A 17217-nucleotide genomic window follows, 5' to 3' on the forward strand; every position below is an offset into this window, starting at 1 on the left:
GACGTTCCGGCGACCTTCCCGGGGCACCCGGGGTTTGCAGGGGATAATGGCGCCCCCGCCGCCTGAAACACCGCCCCGTGATGCCCCCGATCTCCGCCACCGTGATCACCTTCGACGAAGCCGACCGCCTCGCCGACTGCCTGGCGTCGCTGGCGTTCTGCGACGAGATCGTGGTGGTCGACTCCGGCTCCACCGATGCGACGCGGGACATCGCCGCGGCCGCCGGTGCACGCGTCCTGGTGCGGCCGTTCGACGGCTTCCGCCGCCAGAAGCAGTTCGCCGTCGAACAGGCCACCCACGACTGGGTGCTGTGCGTGGACGCCGACGAACGCGTCGACGCCCGGCTGGCGGAGGCGATCCGCGCGGCGCGCGACGGCGGCTTCGCGGGCGCCGCGGGCTACCGCTTCGCGCGTTGCTCCGAGTACTTCGGCCGCTTCCTTCGCCACGGCAACGCCTACCCCGACCGCCAGATGCGGCTCTTCGACCGTCGCCGCGGCGGCTGGCAGGGGGACCGCGAGATCCACGAGCGCGCCAGCGTCGACGGACCCGTGCGCACGCTGGACGGGCACCTGCTGCACCTGCCGTTCCGCTCGTTCGAACACCAGCTCGCCAAGGGCCACCAGTACGCACGGATGATGGCCGAGCACGCCCATGCCCGCGGCAAGCGGGCCTCGCTGGAGAAGCTGGTGCTGGCCCCGTGGTGGCGCTTCTGGCGCGGCTACGTCCTGCGCGGCGGGTTCCTGGACGGCTGGGCCGGCCTGGTCCATGCCTACGTGACCGCCGACAACGCACGCCAGAAGGCCATCCAGCTGTGGCTGCTGGAGCGCGGCCTCAATGCCCCGTCGGCCCCCAGTAGCCAAGCTCCCGGCGGATCTGCAGGCCGCGATACAGGGCCGTGAACGGCCGGCGCCGGAGACGGCCCAGCTCGCCCGCAAGCAGGGCATCGGTCGCCGCGATGACCCGCTGCGAAGACCGCCCGTCGCGCCAGGGATGGATGCTGTCGGCATAGGCGTCCAGGGCGGCCTGCAGGGCGGGCTCCGGCGCGAAGGCGCGTTCCAGCATGGCGGGCAGTCGCGCCGGGTCGTCGAAGTCGATCATGTGCGGCTTTGGCGCCCGGTTGCGGAAGGTCACCACCGGCTTGCGCTGCACCGCGAACTCGCTGACCACCGAGGTGGTGTCGGCCAGCAGCACGTCGGCCGCGCATTCGGCCTCCACCAGCTGCTCCGGCTCGATGAAGGTGGCGTTGGGGCCGGCCAGGGCGCGGTAGCGCTCGAACAGCGCCGGCGCGCACTTCGGATGCAGGGTCAGCAACCAGTAGCGACGACCTTCGGCGACCTCCGCCGCGATCGCTTCGTACAGGTGCGGGGCCGCGCTCAGGCGCTCGGTGAAGGTGGCGGCGGACATCACGATCCCGCGTCCACCGGCCTGCGCGCGCAGCGCCGCCACCAGCGGCGGCGGCGTCCCGAACAGCGGATCGAGCTTGGGCCATCCGGTCTCGACCACCCGGAAGTGCCCGGCGCGCGCGGCGAGCGCCTGGAATGGCAGCGTGGTGGCCGGCCCCTGCGTGCAGTAGAGGTCGAACAGCCCGCGCAGCCGGAAATGGCCGCGGGCGTCCTCGCGCTTCTCGACGTTGAAGCCGTGGAACAGCTGCACCTTGGCCCCGCCCACGAACGGGGGCACCCAGTTGGCCGCGCTGAACACCGCCCGCGGCCGCAGGTCCACCGCCTCGCGTGCGCCGGCGATGCGCCTGACCGGCGGCGCCAGGCGCGACTGCGCGGCGCCGTCCACCAGCCAGGCGTGCGCGGCGTGGCCGGCATCTTGCAGCGCATCGGCCAGCGGCTGCAGGATGGGCAGCGCGTAGCGTTCCGTCGCGAACAACAGGTAATCCGCCATCGACACGTCCTCGAGCCCAGGCTCCGCCATCTCGGCCTGCATTATCGCGTTCAACGAGGCCGACCGGATCGGCGACTGCCTCGCGTCGCTGTCGTTCTGCGACGAGATCGTGGTGGTCGACTCCGGCTCGACCGACGACACCGCCGCCATCGCGCGCGCCGCGGGGGCCCGCGTGCTGCAGCGCCCGTTCGACGGCTTCCGCAGCCAGAAGGCCTTCGCGGTCGCCGAGGCGGCGCACGACTGGGTGTTGTGCCTGGACGCCGACGAGCGCGTGGGTGATGAGCTGCGGGATTCGATCCAGGCCGCGCGTGCGGCGGGGTTCGAGGGTGCCGCCGGCTACCGCTTCGCCCGCCTCGACAATTACTTCGGCCGCTTCCTGCGCCATGGCAACGCCTATCCCGACCGCGTGCTGCGCCTGTTCGACCGTCGCCGCGGCGGCTGGCGGGGCAGCCGCGAGGTGCACGAAGCCGCCAGCGTCGACGGCCCCGTCCGCACCCTGCGGGGCGACCTCGTCCATTACCCCTACCGCTCGTTCGAGCAGCAGCTGGCCAAGACCCAGCGCTATGCGCGGATGATGGCCGAGCACGACTTTGCGCGCGGCCGGCGCGCCTCGCTGCGCAAGCTGGTGCTGGCGCCGGCCTGGCGCTTCTGGCGCGGCTACGTGCTGCGGGCCGGCTTCCTCGACGGCTGGCATGGACTGGTCTACGCCTATGTGCGCGCCAACTACGTGCGCCAGAAGACGGTGATGCTCTGGCTGCTGCAGAACGGGCAGCCGGTGGCGACGCCGGCCGTCGACGCGGCGCGCGACTGAGGCCGGCGGCATGTGTGGAATCGCAGGCGCCTGGGCGCCACGACCCGGGGACGCGGCCGTCCTGCACGCCCTGGGCGCGGCCATGGGCGCCGCGATCGCACATCGCGGCCCCGACGACGCCGGCACCTGGGCGGACCCCGGTGCCGGGCTGGTGCTGTCCCATCGCCGCCTCTCGATCCTCGACCTGAGCCCGCACGGCCACCAGCCGATGGCCTCCGCCGACGGCCGCTGGCAACTGTCCTACAACGGCGAGGTCTACAACCACGCCGCCCTGCGCGCGGAGCTGGCGGCGCTGGGCCACGGCTTCCACGGCCACTCCGACACCGAGGTGCTGCTGGCGGCGATCGCGCAATGGGGCGTGGAGGCGGCACTGGCGCGGGCGAACGGCATGTTCGCGCTGGCGGCCTGGGACACGCGGGCACGCGAGCTGTGGCTGGCGCGCGACCGTGTGGGCAAGAAGCCGCTGTACTACGGCTGGGCCGGCGACGGCAGCTTCGTCTTCGGCAGCGAACTGAAGGCACTGCGCGCGCACCCGGCGATGCACGCCGGGGTCGATCCGGACGCGCTCGCGCTGCTGCTGCGCTTCGACTACGTTCCGGCCCCGTACGCGATCCTGCACGACGTGCACAAGCTGTGCGCGGGGCGGCTGCTTCGCATCGACGCGTCGCGGGTGGCCGCCGGCGCCGCCGGCCACGACCCGGCGCGCGACCAGCAGGTCTGGTGGAACGCACGCGAACGCCAGGAGGCGATGATCGCGCGCGGGTTCGCAGGCGACGAGGCCGCAGCGCTCGAGGCCCTCGACGCCCTGCTGCGCGACGCCACCGCGCTGCGCATGGAGGCCGACGTGCCGCTGGGCGCGTTCCTCTCCGGCGGCACCGATTCCTCCCTGGTCACCGCGCTCATGCAGGCACAGTCCGCGCGGCCGGTGCGCAGCTTCTCCATCGGCTTCGACAGCGCCGTGCACGACGAGAGCGCCCACGCCGCCGCGGTCGCCCGCCATCTCGGCACCGAGCACACCGAACTGCGCGTCGACGGCCGCGCCGCGCTGGACCTGGTACCGTCGATGCCGCGGATCCACGACGAGCCCTTCGCCGATTCGTCGCAGCTGCCCACCGCACTGCTGTGCGAGCTGACCCGTCGTCACGTGACGGTGGCGCTGTCGGGCGACGGTGGCGACGAGCTCTTCTTCGGCTACGGCCGCTACGCGCGCGCACTGCGCAACCACCGGATGGCCGCAGGGGTACCGGGACCGCTGCGCCACCTGCTGGGACGCGAACACGGCGAAGCCGCGCGCCTGGGCGGACTGGCCGCACTCCGCGCCGCCCTGGCGGCGGACGGCCTGCAGGGCGTCGCGCGCCAGCGCGTGCAGCGCTGGCGCGCGCCCGAGGCAGTGGTCCAGGGCGCCCGCAGGCGGCCCACGGCGTACGACGATCCGCGCGCGCTGCCCCGCAACGGCACCCCGGGCGACGCGCTGATGGCCCTGGACTTCGCCTGCTACCTCCCCGAGGACGTCCTCACCAAGGTGGACCGCGCGAGCATGGCGGCGTCGCTGGAAGCGCGCGCGCCGCTGCTCGACTGGCGCGTGGCCGAGTTCGCCTGGTCGCTTCCGATGTCGATGAAGTGGCGCGACGGACGCCTCAAGCACCTGCCCAAGCGCCTCCTCGGCCGCTACCTGCCCGACGCGCTGGTGCAGCGCCCGAAGTCCGGCTTCGGCGCGCCGGTGGGCGACTGGCTGCGCGGGCCGCTGCGCGACTGGGGCGAGGCGCAGCTCGATCCGCGCCGGCTGCGCGAGGAAGGGCATTTCGATCCCGCCCCTGTCCGCGCGCTGTGGGAAGCGTTCCAGGCCGGCGAGCGCAAATGGCACACCCATCTCTGGGGCGTGCTCATGTTCCAGGCCTGGCGCGAGAACCTGCAGCGGGACCCGCCGTCTCCGGAACGGCCCCGATGAAGATCCTCTACACCAACTTCCACGACGGCGACGGCGGCGGCCACACCACGTACATCCTGGCGCTTGCGCGCGGACTCGGCGGTCGCCACTGCATCCATGTCGCGGCCCCCCCGGGCAGCCGGCTGCTGGCCGGTGCCGAGGCGCTCGAGGGGGTGGTCGCGGTGCCGCAGCCGTTCCCCAACGGCCTGCGGCGGCTCGCCGCCCGCCGCCGCGCCCGAGTGCACCTCCGCGCGCTGCTGCGCGACCAGCGCTTCGACCTCGTCCATGTCAACGGCTCAGCGGACCATCGCCTGGTCCTGTCGGCACTGCGGGGACTGCCGCAGCGCCCGCGGATCGTGTTCACCAAGCACAACTCCAAGCCGGTCTCCGGCCCCGGCGCCTGGTGGCGCGCCCGCCGCGGCACCGACCGTGTCATCGCGGTGTGCGAGGACACCCGCCGGCACCTGCTCGCCACCGCCTACGGCGACCTGCCGGTGGAGGTGGTCGCCAACGGCGTCGACCTGGCGCACTACCACCCCTGGCCGGACGCGGCCCGCCCGGCGGCGCGGCGGCAGTGGCTGGACGGCGACGACGGCGACGACGTGCTGCTGCTCGGCTCCAACGCCGGCACCGCCGCCTACAAGGGCTGGATGGACCTGGTCGAGGCGCTCGCCCTGCTGCCGGAGCCGGCGCGCGCGCGCGTCCGCGTGCTGCTGGCGGGCCTGCCACCGGCCGCGGATGCGCTGGCGAGGATCCAGGCGCTGGGACTGGCACGGCACGTCCGCTTCGCCGGGCTGCTGGACGACGTCCGGCCGCTGGTGGCGGCGATCGACGCGGGCTTCGTGCTGTCCTGGGACGTGGAGACCATCTCCTTCGCCTGCCGGGAAATGATGGCGATGGGCAAGCCCGTGCTGGTCAGCGACTACGCCGGTCTTCCGGAAAACATCGAGCCCGGCGTCGACGGCTGGATCGTGCCGGTGCGCAGTCCGCCGCGCGTCGCCGACGCCATCCTGCGGATGCTGGACGCGCGCGACAGGCTCCCCATGATGGCGGCGGCAGCCCGTGCGCACGCCGGACGCGCATTCGGGATCGAGCGCTTCCTCGATGCCACCGAGGCGGTCTATCTCCGCACCGTGGCCGTCACGTCCTGAGCCACGCGCCGCGGCCCACGCCGTCAGTCGGCGCGTTTCGCCAGCCGGGCCAGGAAGAACCCGTCCATGCCGCCGTCACCGGGCAGGCGCTGGCGCCCGTGGCGCGCTTCCCCGGCGGCCGGCGCGCGCCCGAAACATCCGGGCAGGGGCTCCGCCACGGCATCGGCGGTCCGGGCCAGGAAGGCCTCGACCTGCGCATGGTTCTCGGCGCGCAGGATCGAGCAGGTGACGTACACCAGCACGCCACCGGGCCGCAGCATCGTCCACGCCGCATCCAGCAGCCGCGCCTGCAGCGCCACCAGCGCCTCGACATCGGCGGCGCGGCGGTGCAGCAGCACGTCGGGCTGGCGGCGGACGATGCCGGTGGCCGAGCAGGGCGCGTCGACCAGGATCGCGTCGAAGGGGTCGCCGTCCCACCAGGCCTCCGGATCGGCGGCGTCGGCGACGCGCGCGGCGGCGCCGGGATCGACGCCCTCGCCCACGCCCAGCCGCCGCCACGTGCCGCGCACGCGCGCCAGCCGGAGAGGATCGACGTCGAGGGCGAGGAGGCGCAGGGTCGGGTCGCGCTCGAGCAGGTGGGCGGACTTGCCGCCGGGCGCGGCGCAGGCGTCGAGCACGCGCGCGCCGGCCGGCGGGTCGAGCGCGTCGGCCACCGCCTGGGCGGCGCCGTCCTGCACCGACACGTCGCCGTCGGCGAAGCCGGGCAGGGCGCCGACGGCGATCGAGGCCGGCAGGCGCAGGGCGTCGGCCAGCACTGGATCAGGCGTCGCCTCGATGCCCGCGGCCTGCAGCCGGGCCAGGTAGTCGTCGCGTCCGCTGCGGCGGCGGTTCACCCGCAGCCAGGTGCCGGCGGGCCGCGCGCTGGCTTCGAAGATGGCGTCGGCGTCGTCCGGCCAGTCCGCGCGCACGCGCTCGCGCAGCCAGCCCGGCCAGGCGTCGGCGGCCGCCGGCGTCGGGAGGCCTTCGCGCTGGGCGCGGCGCAGCAGCGCATTGACCAGCTTCGCCTGGTGGGCACGCCCGATGCCGCGGGCGGCGTCGACGGTTTCGGCCACCGCGGCGTGCGGCGGCAGCCCGAGCGGATCGAGCTGTGCGAAGCCCGCGTGCAGCAGCGCGCGCAGGTCGCCGTCCCGGCGGCCGGGCGGCTTCGGCATCCACGCCGCCAGCGCGGCGTCGGCGCGGGCGTGCTGGCGCAGGGCGGCGAAGCAGATCGCCTCGACCAGGGCGCGGTCACGCGGGTCGGCCAGCGCCGGCAGCGCGCGCGCGAGTTCGGCCTTCAGCGAGCGGCCGTGGTGCAGCACCGCGTCGAGCACGCGCGCGGCCGCCACGCGCGGCGCCTCGCCGCTCATGGCGCGGCGAGGTCGCGGCGGGCGTTGAGCCAGTCGACGGCGGTGATCGCCTTGCCACCGTCGCGCTGCAGCACGCGGATGCGCAGGGCGCCCTCGCCGCAGGCGACGTCGATCCCGTCGCGGCCGGCGGCGAGCACCGTGCCGGGCGCGGCGCCCGCCGGGGCGTCGATCGCCACCGCACCGTGGATGCGCAGGCGCTCGCCGGCCAGCACCGCCTCGGCGACCGGCCAGGGATTGAAGGCGCGGACCCTGCGCGCGAGGACGGCGGCCGGCTGCGACCAGTCCAGCTTCGCCTCCGCCTTGTCCAGCTTGTGGGCGTAGGTCACGCCCATGGCCGGCTGCGGCCTCGGCACCGGACGGATGCCGGCGCGCAGCAGCCCGAGGCCGTCGGCCAGCACCTGCGCGCCAAGCTCGGCCAGGCGATCGTGCAGCTGGCCGCCGGTCTCCTGTTCACCGATCGCCAGCGATTGCGACAGCAGCACCGGACCGGTGTCCAGGCCCTTCTCCATCCGCATCAGGCAGACGCCGGTTTCGGCATCGCCGGCCTCGATCGCACGCTGGATCGGCGCCGCGCCGCGCCAGCGCGGCAGCAGCGAGGCGTGCACGTTCCAGCAGCCTTCTTCCGGGATGTCGAGGATCTTCTGCGGCAGCAGCAGGCCGTAGGCCACCACCACCATCAGGTCGGGCTTCAGCGCGCGCAGCGCGTCGCGCGAGACCTGCGACTTCAGCGTCTGCGGCTGCAGCACCGGGATGCCGCGCGCCAGCGCTTCCTGCTTCACCGGCGAGGCCTGCAGGCCGCGGCCGCGGCCGGCGGGCCGGTCGGGCTGGGTGTAGACGGCGACCACTTCGGCCTTGCCGCAGGCGGCGCGCAGCGACGGCACGGCGAACTCCGGCGTGCCGGCGAACACGATCCTCATCGCGACGCTCCGCGGGCCGCGCGCGGGGCGCCGCGGTCAGTCATGCCGGCGCAGCTTGTCGTACTTCTTCATCGCCCGCTCGCGCTTGAGCGGCGACAGGTAGTCGATGAACAGCTTGCCGTCGAGGTGGTCGACCTCGTGCTGCACGCAGGTGGCGAGCAGGCCGTCGACGGCCAGGGTGAAGGGCTTGCCGTGGCGGTCCAACGCCTCGACCTCGATGCCGTCGGCGCGGGTGACGTCGGCGAAGATCCCCGGGATCGACAGGCAGCCTTCCTGGTGCACGCGCAGGTCCACGGACCGCTCGCGAATCACCGGATTGATGAACACCAGCGGCTGGTCGCGCTCCTCGGTGACGTCGATCACCATGAAGCGCTCCATGACGTCGACCTGGGTCGCGGCCAGGCCGATGCCGGGCGCCGCGTACATGGTCTCGAACATGTCGTCGAGCAGGCGCTGGAACGCGGGATCGGCGATGGCCGCGGCGTCGCGCTCGCCGGCGACCTTGCGCAGGCTGGGATGGGGATGCTCGAGGATCGTGATCAGTGACATGCTGGCTTTGAATAAGGTGGCGGCCGTCACAACCGTGCGGCGCGGCGGTCGATTGTACCGCCGGCAGGCTTGCGCAGGGTCCATTCCTGTAGGCATAGTGCGGCCGCTATTCGGGGAAATCTCCAAGGGGAGCAGGTAGATGGCCGGCAAGGTTGAGCGCCTTTCGAATGCGCTGCGCACGGGTGTTGCGGTAGCGATGCTCACGGTGGCGACGTACGCGGCGGCCCAGGGCCTGCGCGGCGACCACCCTGATACATATGTGGTGGTCCGCGGCGACACCCTCTGGGACATCGCCGGGCGCTTCCTGCAGAAGCCGTGGCTGTGGCCGGAGATCTGGCAGGCCAACCCGCAGATCGCCAACCCGCACCTGATCTATCCGGGCGACGTGATCAGCCTGGCCTACCTCAACCGCGTCGGCGTCACGCCGGGCCCGCGGACCGAGGCGGCGCCGATCAACGCCGTGCCGCTGTCCGAGATCGAGCCCTTCCTGAAGGACCTGCGCGTGGTCGACGAGTTCGACCAGATGCCCTACGTGGTCGGCCTGGAAGAGGACCGCATGCGCGCCAGCCGCGGCCAGGTCGTCTACGTGCGCGGCCTTGGCGATGCCTCTCCCGGCACCCGCTACGCGGTGCTGCGCCCGACCGTGCGCTACACCCACCTGCTGCGCGCCGGCATGTGCTGCGACACCTTCGGCAAGGACGAGCTCGACGCCACCGGCCGCCGCAGCATCGACTGGGGCCAGTACTGGGCCAACGTGGTCATGCCCGACAAGGGCCAGGAAGTGCTGGGCCACGAGCTGATGCGCGTGACCGCCGGCACCCTGACCCGCGGTGAAGTGGGCGGCATCCAGGCCAGCACCCTGCTGCTCGACGAGGAGGGTCGCGAGGTCCGCATCGGCGACCGCGTGGTGCCGGTGGACGCCCAGCCGTATGACCTGCAGTTCTTCCCGCACCCGCCCAAGGTCCAGACCGACTACGGCAAGGCGCGCGTGCTGGCGGTGACCGACATGCTCACCTCCGGCGGCCCGCGCGACGTGATCGCGCTGTCGGTCGGCGCCCGCGAAGGCGTGGACAACGGCACCGTGTTCTCGATCTGGCGCGAAGGCACCAATACGGTGGACCGCGTCGAGAAGGGCCTGGATCGCGACGAGGACACCGTGTTCTTCGAGAACAAGGTGCGCCTGCCCGACGAGTTCGCCGGCCACGTCATGGTGTTCCGCACCTTCGACAAGGTGAGCTACGGCCTGGTGATGGACAGCATCAAGCCGACCCGCGTGGGCTACCACCTGAAGCATCCCGACTCGCCCTACTGAGTCGCGGGCTTTCCCCACGGCAGGACACGACGGCGCCCCAGGGCGCCGTCGTCGTTTCCGGCGCAGGCTGGGGACATGGACAGCGAAGACACCCTGGCCCTGATGCGGCTGCTTGCGGGCGGGGGCCGCAGCGAGCCGCGGCGGCACCTGCTGCAGAGCCATGGGAGCGCCGCCGCCGCCGTGCGTGCGGGGCCCACCGCCTGGCGCCGTGCCGGGCTGGAGCCCGCGCAGCGCGCGGCGCTGATGGCGCCCGACCCGGGTCCCGAGGTCACGCGATGGCGTCGCTGGCTGGAAGGCGGGCCTGGACGCCACGTGATCGGCCTGCACCACGCCGACTATCCCGCCCTGCTCGCCCGCCTGCCCGGCGCACCGCTGGCACTCTGGGTGCTGGGAGACCCGGACCTGCTCTGGCATCCCTCGGTCGCCGTCGTCGGCAGCCGCGCCGCCAGCGCCGGCGGCCTGCGCAACGCCTTCGACTTCGCGCGAACCTTTGCAGCGGGCGGTCTCGCCGTCACCAGTGGACTGGCGGCCGGCATCGATACCGCCGCCCATGAGGGCGCGCTGGCCGCCCCCGGCGGGCGCACGGTGGCCGTCCTCGGCACCGCCATCGACCAGCCATATCCCCGCCGCAACACCGCGCTGTACGCGCGCATCGCGGCCTGCGGGGCCGTGGCCAGCGAACTCCCGCCCGGTGCCGCGTACAGCCGCGGCACCTTCCCCAGCCGCAACCGGATCGTGATGGGGCTGTCGCTCGGGGTGCTGGTGGTCGAGGCCGCCCTGCGTTCGGGCGCCGCGATCACCGCCCGGCTGGCCGGCGACGCCGGGCGCGAGGTCTTCGCCATCCCCGGCTCGATCCACAACCCCAAGGCACGGGGCTGCCATCGCCTGATCCGCGACGGCGCCGGGCTGGTGGAAACCCCGGAGGAGGTGCGCGAGGCGCTGGCCCCGCTGGCGATCAGCCTCGGCGACGCCTTGCGCGGGCGCCTGGCCGCCCCCATACAGCCTGCCGGGAGCGTCACCGGGACGACCGGCACGGCCGGTCCGCCCACACACCCCGACCACCAGCGCTTGTGGCAGGCACTGGGTCACGACCCTACCGGTATGGATGAACTGGTCTCGCGCACCGGATTGACGGCCGCGGAGCTAGGCAGCATGCTGCTGCTCATGGAGCTGGAGGGTCGCGTCGAGGTCGGGCACGGCCGCTATTCCCGAAAGTCTCAGTAACGCGCCCCCGGGCGCAGGCCGGGGGGAAATGAAAGAGAGCATCCTGGACGTCCTGCTCTATCTGTTCGAACACTACTTCACCGAAGACGCGGACCTCATCCGCGACCGCGACTCCCTCCAGAACGGCCTGCTCCAGGCCGGATTCAGCCCGGCGGAAACCAGCAAGGCCTTCGACTGGCTCGACGGCCTGGCGGAGCAGCGCCCGTCCGAAGGCGCGGCCCGCGCCGACGGCCCGGTCCGCCTGTTTTCGCCGGGCGAGGAGGCCAAGCTGGACCTGGAGTGCCGGGGTTTCCTGATGTTCCTCGAGCAGCACGGGGTGATCGACGCCGATCGCCGCGAACTGGTGCTGGACCGCGCCATGGCGCTGGACCAGGACGAGCTCGACCTCGACGACCTCAAGTGGGTGGTGCTGATGGTCCTGTTCAACCAGCCCGGCGCCGAAGCGGCCTATGCCTGGATGGAAACCCAGATGTTCGTGGACGAGCCCGAAACCGTGCACTGAGCCACGCCCCGGCCGCGGAACGGGCGTCCACCGACGCCTTGACAGCCCCACCGCGGCCGTGATTCCACTATAAATAGCAGCCGCCACGCGCCCGGGGCCTCGTCCCGGGCGTTGCCGTCTACACGTCCACACCCTCAAGGCACGGCCCCGCCGTCCCGGAACCCCCGCCCGCATGGCCAAGAACCTCCTCATCGTCGAGTCGCCCGCCAAGGCCAAGACGATCAACAAGTACCTCGGCAAGGACTTCCAGGTCCTGGCCTCGTACGGCCATGTCCGCGACCTGGTGCCGAAGGAGGGCGCGGTCGATCCCGAGCACGGCTTCCGGATGCGCTACGACCTGATCGACAAGAACGAGAAGCACGTCGAGGCGATCGCGAAGGCGGCGAAGGCGGCCGACGGCATCTACCTCGCGACCGACCCGGACCGCGAGGGCGAGGCGATCAGCTGGCATATCGCCGAAATCCTGAAGGAGCGTGGCCTGCTCGAAGGCAAGGACCTGCAGCGCGTGGTGTTCACCGAGATCACGCCGCGCGCCATCAAGGAGGCGATGCTGAAGCCGCGCGGCATCGCCAGCGACCTGGTCGATGCCCAGCAGGCGCGCCGCGCCCTGGACTACCTGGTCGGCTTCAACCTCTCGCCGGTGCTCTGGCGCAAGGTGCAGCGCGGCCTCTCCGCGGGCCGCGTGCAGTCGCCCGCGCTGCGCATGATCGTCGAGCGCGAAGAGGAGATCGAAGCCTTCGTCGCCCGCGAGTACTGGACCATCGAAGCCGAACTCGCGCATCCCTCGCAGGCCTTCAGCGCCAAGCTGACGAAGCTGGACGGGAAGAAGTTCGAGCAGTTCACCGTCACCGACGGCGACACCGCCGAGGACGCGCGCAGGCGGATCACCGCCGCCGCGCAGGGCGCGCTGCACGTCACCGACGTCGCCAGCAAGGAGCGCAAGCGCCGCCCGGCGCCGCCGTTCACCACCTCCACGCTGCAGCAGGAGGCCTCGCGCAAGCTCGGCTTCACCACCCGCCGCACCATGCAGGTGGCGCAGAAGCTGTACGAGGGCGTGGCCATCGGCGACGAGGGCACCGTCGGCCTGATCAGCTACATGCGTACCGACTCGGTGAGCCTGTCGGCCGAGGCGCTGTCCGAGATCCGCGACGTCATCGCCCGCGACTACGGTACGCGCGCGCTGCCGGACAAGCCGAACTTCTACCAGACGAAATCCAAGAACGCGCAGGAGGCCCATGAGGCCGTGCGCCCGACCTCCGCCCTGCGCACGCCGGCCCAGGTCGCGCGCTTCCTGTCCGACGACGAGCGCCGCCTGTACGAGCTGATCTGGAAGCGCGCGGTGGCCTCGCAGATGGTGCCGGCCACGCTCAACACCGTGTCCGTGGACCTGGCAGCCGGCAGCGAGCACGGCTTCCGCGCCAGCGGCACCACCGTGGTCGATCCCGGCTTCCTCGCCGTGTACGAGGAGGGCAAGGACACCAGGGGCAAGGACGACGAGGACGAGGGCCGCAAGCTGCCGGCGATGAAGCCCGGCGACCGCGTGCCGCTCGACCGCATCCACGCCGACCAGCACTTCACCCAGCCACCGCCGCGCTTCACCGAGGCGTCGCTGGTGAAGACGCTGGAGGAGTACGGCATCGGGCGCCCGTCCACGTACGCCTCGATCATCCAGACCCTGCTGTTCCGCAAGTACGTCGAGATGGAGGGCCGCGCCTTCCGCCCCAGCGACGTCGGCCGCGCCGTGTCCAACTTCCTCAGCGGGCACTTCACCCGCTACGTCGACTACGACTTCACCGCGAAGCTCGAGGACGAGCTCGACGCGGTCAGCCGCGGCGAGGAGGACTGGGTGCCGCTGATGGAGAAGTTCTGGGGCCCGTTCAAGGAACTCGTCGACGAGAAGACCGAGAGCGTCGACCGCAGCCAGGCCACCGGCGCGCGCGAACTCGGCATCGATCCCACGTCCGGCAAGCCGGTCAGCGTCCGCCTGGGCCGCTACGGACCCTATGCCGCGATCGGCAGCACCGCCGAGGACGCCGAGGACAAGCCGCGCTTCGCCTCGCTGCGCCCCGGCCAGAGCATGCACACGATCACGCTGGAGGAGGCGATCGACCTGTTCCGCCTGCCGCGGATGCTCGGCGAGCACAACGGCGAGGACGTGAGCGTGGGCATCGGCCGCTTCGGCCCCTTCGCCAAGCGCGGCAGCACCTACGCCTCGCTGAAGAAGGAGGACGATCCGTACACGATCGAACTCGACCGCGCCGTGTTCCTGATCGAAGAGAAGGAAGAGATCGCGCGCAACCGCATCATCAAGGCGTTCGAGGGCAGCGACATCCAGGTCCTCAACGGCCGCTTCGGCCCGTACATCAGCGACGGCAGGCTCAACGGCAAGATCCCCAAGGACCGCGAGCCGGCGTCGCTGACGCTGGAAGAAGTGGTGCAGCTGCTGGAGGAGACCGGCAAGCCCGCGCGCGGGCGCTTCGGCAAGAAGACCGCGGCGAAGAAGGTGCCCGCCAAGAAGGCCGCGGCAAAGAAGGCGCCGGCGAAAAAGGCTGCCGCGAAGAAGACGGCCACGAAGAAGACCGCCACGAAAAAGGTCGCTGCGAAGAAGACGGGCGCGAAGAAGGTCGCGAAGAAGGCTGCTGCGAAAAAGGTCGCGAAAAAGACCCCGGCGAAGGCCGCCGCATCGGTCGATCCCGACGACGCTCCGTTCTGATCCCTCGCGCGCGGGCGCAGTCACCGCCCAGGCGCACGCGGCCGCGGATCGGCACGACGCGCCGCGGTCCATGCCGTGCAGGCCACACCTGACGTCCCTGGTCCCGGGGGCCACGGTTAAGCTGCGCTGTCACCGTCCATCGCGGACACCAGCACGGACTTCGCCGATGAGCCAGGCCACCCAGCTCGACTTCGCCATCGCCACCCTCCACCGCGGCGGCGTCATCGCCTGCCCGACCGAGGCCGTGTGGGGCCTCGGCTGCGACCCCTTCGACGAAGCCGCGGTCATGCGCCTGCTGGCGATCAAGCAGCGCGAGGTCGCCAAGGGCCTGCTGCTGGTCGCGGCCGACATCGGCCAGCTGGAAGGCCTGGTCGACTGGGCGGCCTTGCCACCGGAGCGCCGCGACGCCGTGCTCGCCTCCTGGCCAGGCGCCAACACCTGGGTGCTGCCCGCCACCGCGCGCGTGCCCGGCTGGATCACCGGCAATCACGATGGCGTGGCGGTGCGGGTCACGGCGCACCCGCTGCTGGCGGCGCTGTGCCGGGGCTTCGGCGGCGCGCTGGTGTCGACCAGCGCCAACGCCGCGGGCGAGCCTCCCGCGCGCACCCAAGCCGAGCTCACGCCCTCGTTGCGCGCCGCGATCGACGCCGTGCTGCCCGGCGACACCGGCGGCCTGGACCGGCCCACGCCGATCCGCGACGCCCGCAGCGGGACCGTGCTTCGCGGCTGAAGCCGAGCGCGGCCTGGACCGCCGTCACACGCTGGCGGCCCGCCGGCTTTCCCCCACGCCTCCGGGCGCGCAAGATGGCCGCATGAGCGCCCTCACCGCACGTGCCGCCCGGATCGCACCGCTTCCGGCCAGCCTGGCCGCCGCTGCGATGGCCGTGGCGGTGGCCCTGACCGCGACAGGCGCGCCCGCTTCGGCCCAGGACGGCGCCGACGTCACCATCTACCGCTGCACCGGCGCCGACGGCGAGGTCGTGATCGGCAACGTGCCCTGCCCGGGCGACGCGGACCAGCAGGTGCGCAGCATGGTGCGACCGGTGGACGGCACGCCGCCGCCGCGCCCGGCCGCCGCTCCGCCGCCCGCGTCGCCGCAGCCGGTGGTGCAGTACGTCCAGGCGCCAGCCGCGCAGCCGCTGTTCGAATGCGTGCGCGAAGACGGCAGCACCTACGAGAGCGATACCGGCATCGGCGAGGAGCGATGGGTCCCGGCGTGGAGCGGCGGCGGCTGGCCGGTGGGCGGATACGGACGCGGCCATTGGCGCGGCCGGCCCGACCCGGGTCGCGCCGGGATCGGCACGCGCGGGCCGACCACGCGGGCCGGCAACGGCCTGAGCGCCCCACCGGTCAGCCGCATCAGCATTCCCCACGATCCTCCGCGCCCCGACCCCGACGCCGCCATCGGCTCGCGTCCGCGCCCACCGCATGGAGGCCATTGGCAGGGTGCGGTTGGCGGCTACGTCGAGCGCGACCCCTGCACCGCGCTGCCGCCGATGGAGACCTGCGCGCGCCTGCGCGAACGGCGCGAGGCGCTGCGCCGCCGCTTCTTCAACGCCCAGCAGGTGGAGCGCGATACCCTGCGCGTCGAAGAGCGCGGGCTCAACGCCCGCATCGACCGCGACTGCAGGACGTAGTGATGCCCCGATCCATCCGACGCCGGCCCGGCCTGGCGGCCGCGCTGGCCCTCCTTGCGGCCGCGGCTCCCGCTGCCACCGCCCAGCAGGTGGTCATCTACCGCTGCACCGACGCCAGCGGCGCCCTCACCGTGCAGAACGACGAGCCGTGCCCCGCGGGCAGCCGCGAGGAACGCGCGATCATCGAGCCGCCGCCGCCGATGCCGGTCTACGTGCCACAGGCACCGGCGCCCGCCCCGGTGACGTCCCGCGCAACGCAGGCCGCCGCAGCCACCACCCCGGCCGTCCCCGAGCGCCCCGAGGCCCCTGCGCCCGCACGCATCGCCGATGCCGACCGCCTGCCACCGCCGCCGATCTTCCGCTGCCACACGCCGGGCAACGACCGCTACATCAGCGAGGACGCCGAGCCCAAGCCGCGCTGCGTGCCGCTGCAGACCGTCGGCATCAACGGCGACCCGAGCCTCGGCGCCGGCGCGGCCTGCGAATGGCAGTACGACCGCTGCGAACGCATTCCCGACGGCGAAGCCTGCGACGGCTGGCGCCAGCGCGGCCGCGAGATCGAATCCACCTGGCGCTACGCCCGCGGCGACGCCCGCGCACCGCTGCAGGACGCCTTCGCACGCGTGTCGACGATCCTTTCCGATACCACCTGCGGACTGCCGCCCGGCTGACGCGCGCTCAAGCGCCGAACAGCTCCGCCTGCGTGGGCGGATACACCAGCAGGTCACCCGCCGGCCGCGCCGCCTCGTTCATCGCATGTGGCTGCGCCGGCTGGTCGTCGATGACGTGCAGCACCTCCATGCCCCGGTGCACCAGCAGGTCGGCGATCAGCCGCCGGTGGCAGCGCCACCACACCGCCTCGGCGCACATCAGCGCGGTCCGCTGCATCGCCGCCAGCTCGAGCGCCTTCGCCAGCCCCTCGGCAAACTCCGCGCTGGCCATGTGGTCGGCGTAGCCCTGGAAGGCGGCGTTGCGCCAGGCGCCGTTGGGCGAGTCCGGCTGCGGGCGCCGGCGCCCGCCCAGCTGCGGCAGCCAGCGGTAGCCGAAGCCGGCCGCGGGCAGCGCCACCGCCATCTCTTCGCTGGCGAACCATGGATGGCGCCGCGAGCCGGGAAACCGGCGCACGTCGGCGATCGCCTCGATGCCGTGCCGCCGCAGCAGCCCGAGGAACTCCTCCCGGCCGCGCGTGGAGTGGCCGATGGTCCAGATTGTGCCGGTCACTGGAACGTCCTTCC

The 17217-nt window shown here is 72.9% G+C and carries 16 protein-coding genes; 11 read left to right on the forward strand and 5 right to left on the reverse strand.

What is annotated here, in order from left to right:
- Positions 1–80: 80 nt before the first annotated feature.
- A complete protein-coding gene (locus IE168_RS06190; protein ID WP_189496279.1) occupies positions 81–899 on the forward strand; it encodes a glycosyltransferase family 2 protein in 819 nt (272 codons plus the stop codon).
- Here IE168_RS06190 and IE168_RS06195 read toward each other — a convergent pair.
- Entirely contained in the window at positions 832–1893 is a 1062-nt protein-coding gene (locus IE168_RS06195; protein ID WP_189496463.1) for a CDP-glycerol glycerophosphotransferase, read from the reverse strand. The two genes, IE168_RS06190 and IE168_RS06195, sit on opposite strands and share 68 nt — an antisense overlap.
- Between IE168_RS06195 and IE168_RS06200 the strand changes: the two genes are divergently transcribed.
- From IE168_RS06200 to IE168_RS06210, 3 genes are read left to right on the forward strand one after another with little or no spacing between them, the layout of a single operon-like run.
- Positions 1892–2704, forward strand: coding sequence for a glycosyltransferase family 2 protein (locus IE168_RS06200; RefSeq protein WP_189496461.1), 813 nt, complete (start codon positions 1892–1894; stop codon positions 2702–2704). The two genes, IE168_RS06195 and IE168_RS06200, sit on opposite strands and share 2 nt — an antisense overlap.
- A 10-nt stretch (positions 2705–2714) precedes the next feature.
- Positions 2715–4652 (forward strand): asparagine synthase (glutamine-hydrolyzing), encoded by a 1938-nt coding sequence (gene asnB, locus IE168_RS06205; RefSeq protein ID WP_189496281.1) that lies wholly within the window; start codon positions 2715–2717, stop codon positions 4650–4652.
- Positions 4649–5782 carry a glycosyltransferase gene (locus IE168_RS06210; RefSeq protein WP_189496286.1) on the forward strand — a complete coding sequence of 378 codons (1134 nt, stop codon included), beginning with the start codon at positions 4649–4651 and terminating at the stop codon, positions 5780–5782. The genes asnB and IE168_RS06210 overlap by 4 nt, the downstream gene beginning before the upstream one ends.
- A 23-nt stretch (positions 5783–5805) precedes the next feature.
- Here IE168_RS06210 and rsmB read toward each other — a convergent pair whose 3' ends face one another.
- The 3 genes from rsmB to def are packed head-to-tail and all read right to left on the reverse strand — an operon-like array spanning position 5806 to position 8594.
- Positions 5806–7128, reverse strand: a complete 1323-nt coding sequence (rsmB, locus tag IE168_RS06215) for a 16S rRNA (cytosine(967)-C(5))-methyltransferase RsmB (RefSeq protein ID WP_189496287.1) — start codon at positions 7126–7128, stop codon at positions 5806–5808.
- Positions 7125–8045: a methionyl-tRNA formyltransferase gene (gene fmt, locus IE168_RS06220; protein WP_189496290.1), complete on the reverse strand. Its 921-nt coding sequence runs from the start codon at positions 8043–8045 to the stop codon at positions 7125–7127. The genes rsmB and fmt overlap by 4 nt, the downstream gene beginning before the upstream one ends.
- Before the next feature lie 36 nt (positions 8046–8081).
- Positions 8082–8594 (reverse strand): peptide deformylase, encoded by a 513-nt coding sequence (gene def / locus IE168_RS06225; protein WP_189496292.1) that lies wholly within the window; start codon positions 8592–8594, stop codon positions 8082–8084.
- Between the two features lie 139 nt (positions 8595–8733).
- On the opposite strand from def, the gene IE168_RS06230 reads away from it, so the two are divergent.
- The 7 genes from IE168_RS06230 to IE168_RS06260 all read left to right on the forward strand — a co-directional run bounded on the left by IE168_RS06230 (position 8734) and on the right by IE168_RS06260 (position 16653).
- Complete coding sequence (locus tag IE168_RS06230) at positions 8734–9906, forward strand: LysM peptidoglycan-binding domain-containing protein (RefSeq protein ID WP_225218141.1); 1173 nt, start codon at positions 8734–8736, stop codon at positions 9904–9906.
- A 75-nt stretch (positions 9907–9981) separates the two neighbouring features.
- A complete protein-coding gene (gene dprA / locus IE168_RS06235) occupies positions 9982–11130 on the forward strand; it encodes a DNA-processing protein DprA (protein ID WP_189496294.1) in 1149 nt (382 codons plus the stop codon).
- A gap of 28 nt (positions 11131–11158) precedes the next feature.
- Complete coding sequence (locus tag IE168_RS06240) at positions 11159–11632, forward strand: DUF494 family protein (RefSeq protein WP_189496296.1); 474 nt, start codon at positions 11159–11161, stop codon at positions 11630–11632.
- Between the two features lie 172 nt (positions 11633–11804).
- Positions 11805–14345, forward strand: coding sequence for a DNA topoisomerase I (locus IE168_RS06245; RefSeq protein WP_189496298.1), 2541 nt, complete (start codon positions 11805–11807; stop codon positions 14343–14345).
- 166 nt (positions 14346–14511) lie between these two features.
- On the forward strand, positions 14512–15075 hold the full coding sequence (gene tsaC, locus IE168_RS06250; RefSeq protein WP_189496300.1) for an L-threonylcarbamoyladenylate synthase type 1 TsaC: 564 nt from the start codon (positions 14512–14514) through the stop codon (positions 15073–15075).
- An 82-nt stretch (positions 15076–15157) separates the two neighbouring features.
- Positions 15158–15982, forward strand: a complete 825-nt coding sequence (locus IE168_RS06255; protein WP_189496302.1) for a DUF4124 domain-containing protein — start codon at positions 15158–15160, stop codon at positions 15980–15982.
- Positions 15983–15984: 2 nt separating this feature from the next.
- Positions 15985–16653: a DUF4124 domain-containing protein gene (locus IE168_RS06260; RefSeq protein ID WP_189496304.1), complete on the forward strand. Its 669-nt coding sequence runs from the start codon at positions 15985–15987 to the stop codon at positions 16651–16653.
- A 7-nt stretch (positions 16654–16660) separates the two neighbouring features.
- Here IE168_RS06260 and IE168_RS06265 read toward each other — a convergent pair whose 3' ends face one another.
- The gene (locus IE168_RS06265) at positions 16661–17203 is read right to left on the reverse strand and encodes a DUF488 domain-containing protein (protein WP_189496306.1); all 543 of its coding nucleotides are present in this window, start codon (positions 17201–17203) and stop codon (positions 16661–16663) included.
- Positions 17204–17217 lie beyond the last annotated feature (14 nt).

This window comes from Luteimonas padinae (assembly GCF_014652935.1).
In the GTDB taxonomy this organism is placed as follows: Bacteria; Pseudomonadota; Gammaproteobacteria; order Xanthomonadales; family Xanthomonadaceae; genus Luteimonas; species Luteimonas padinae.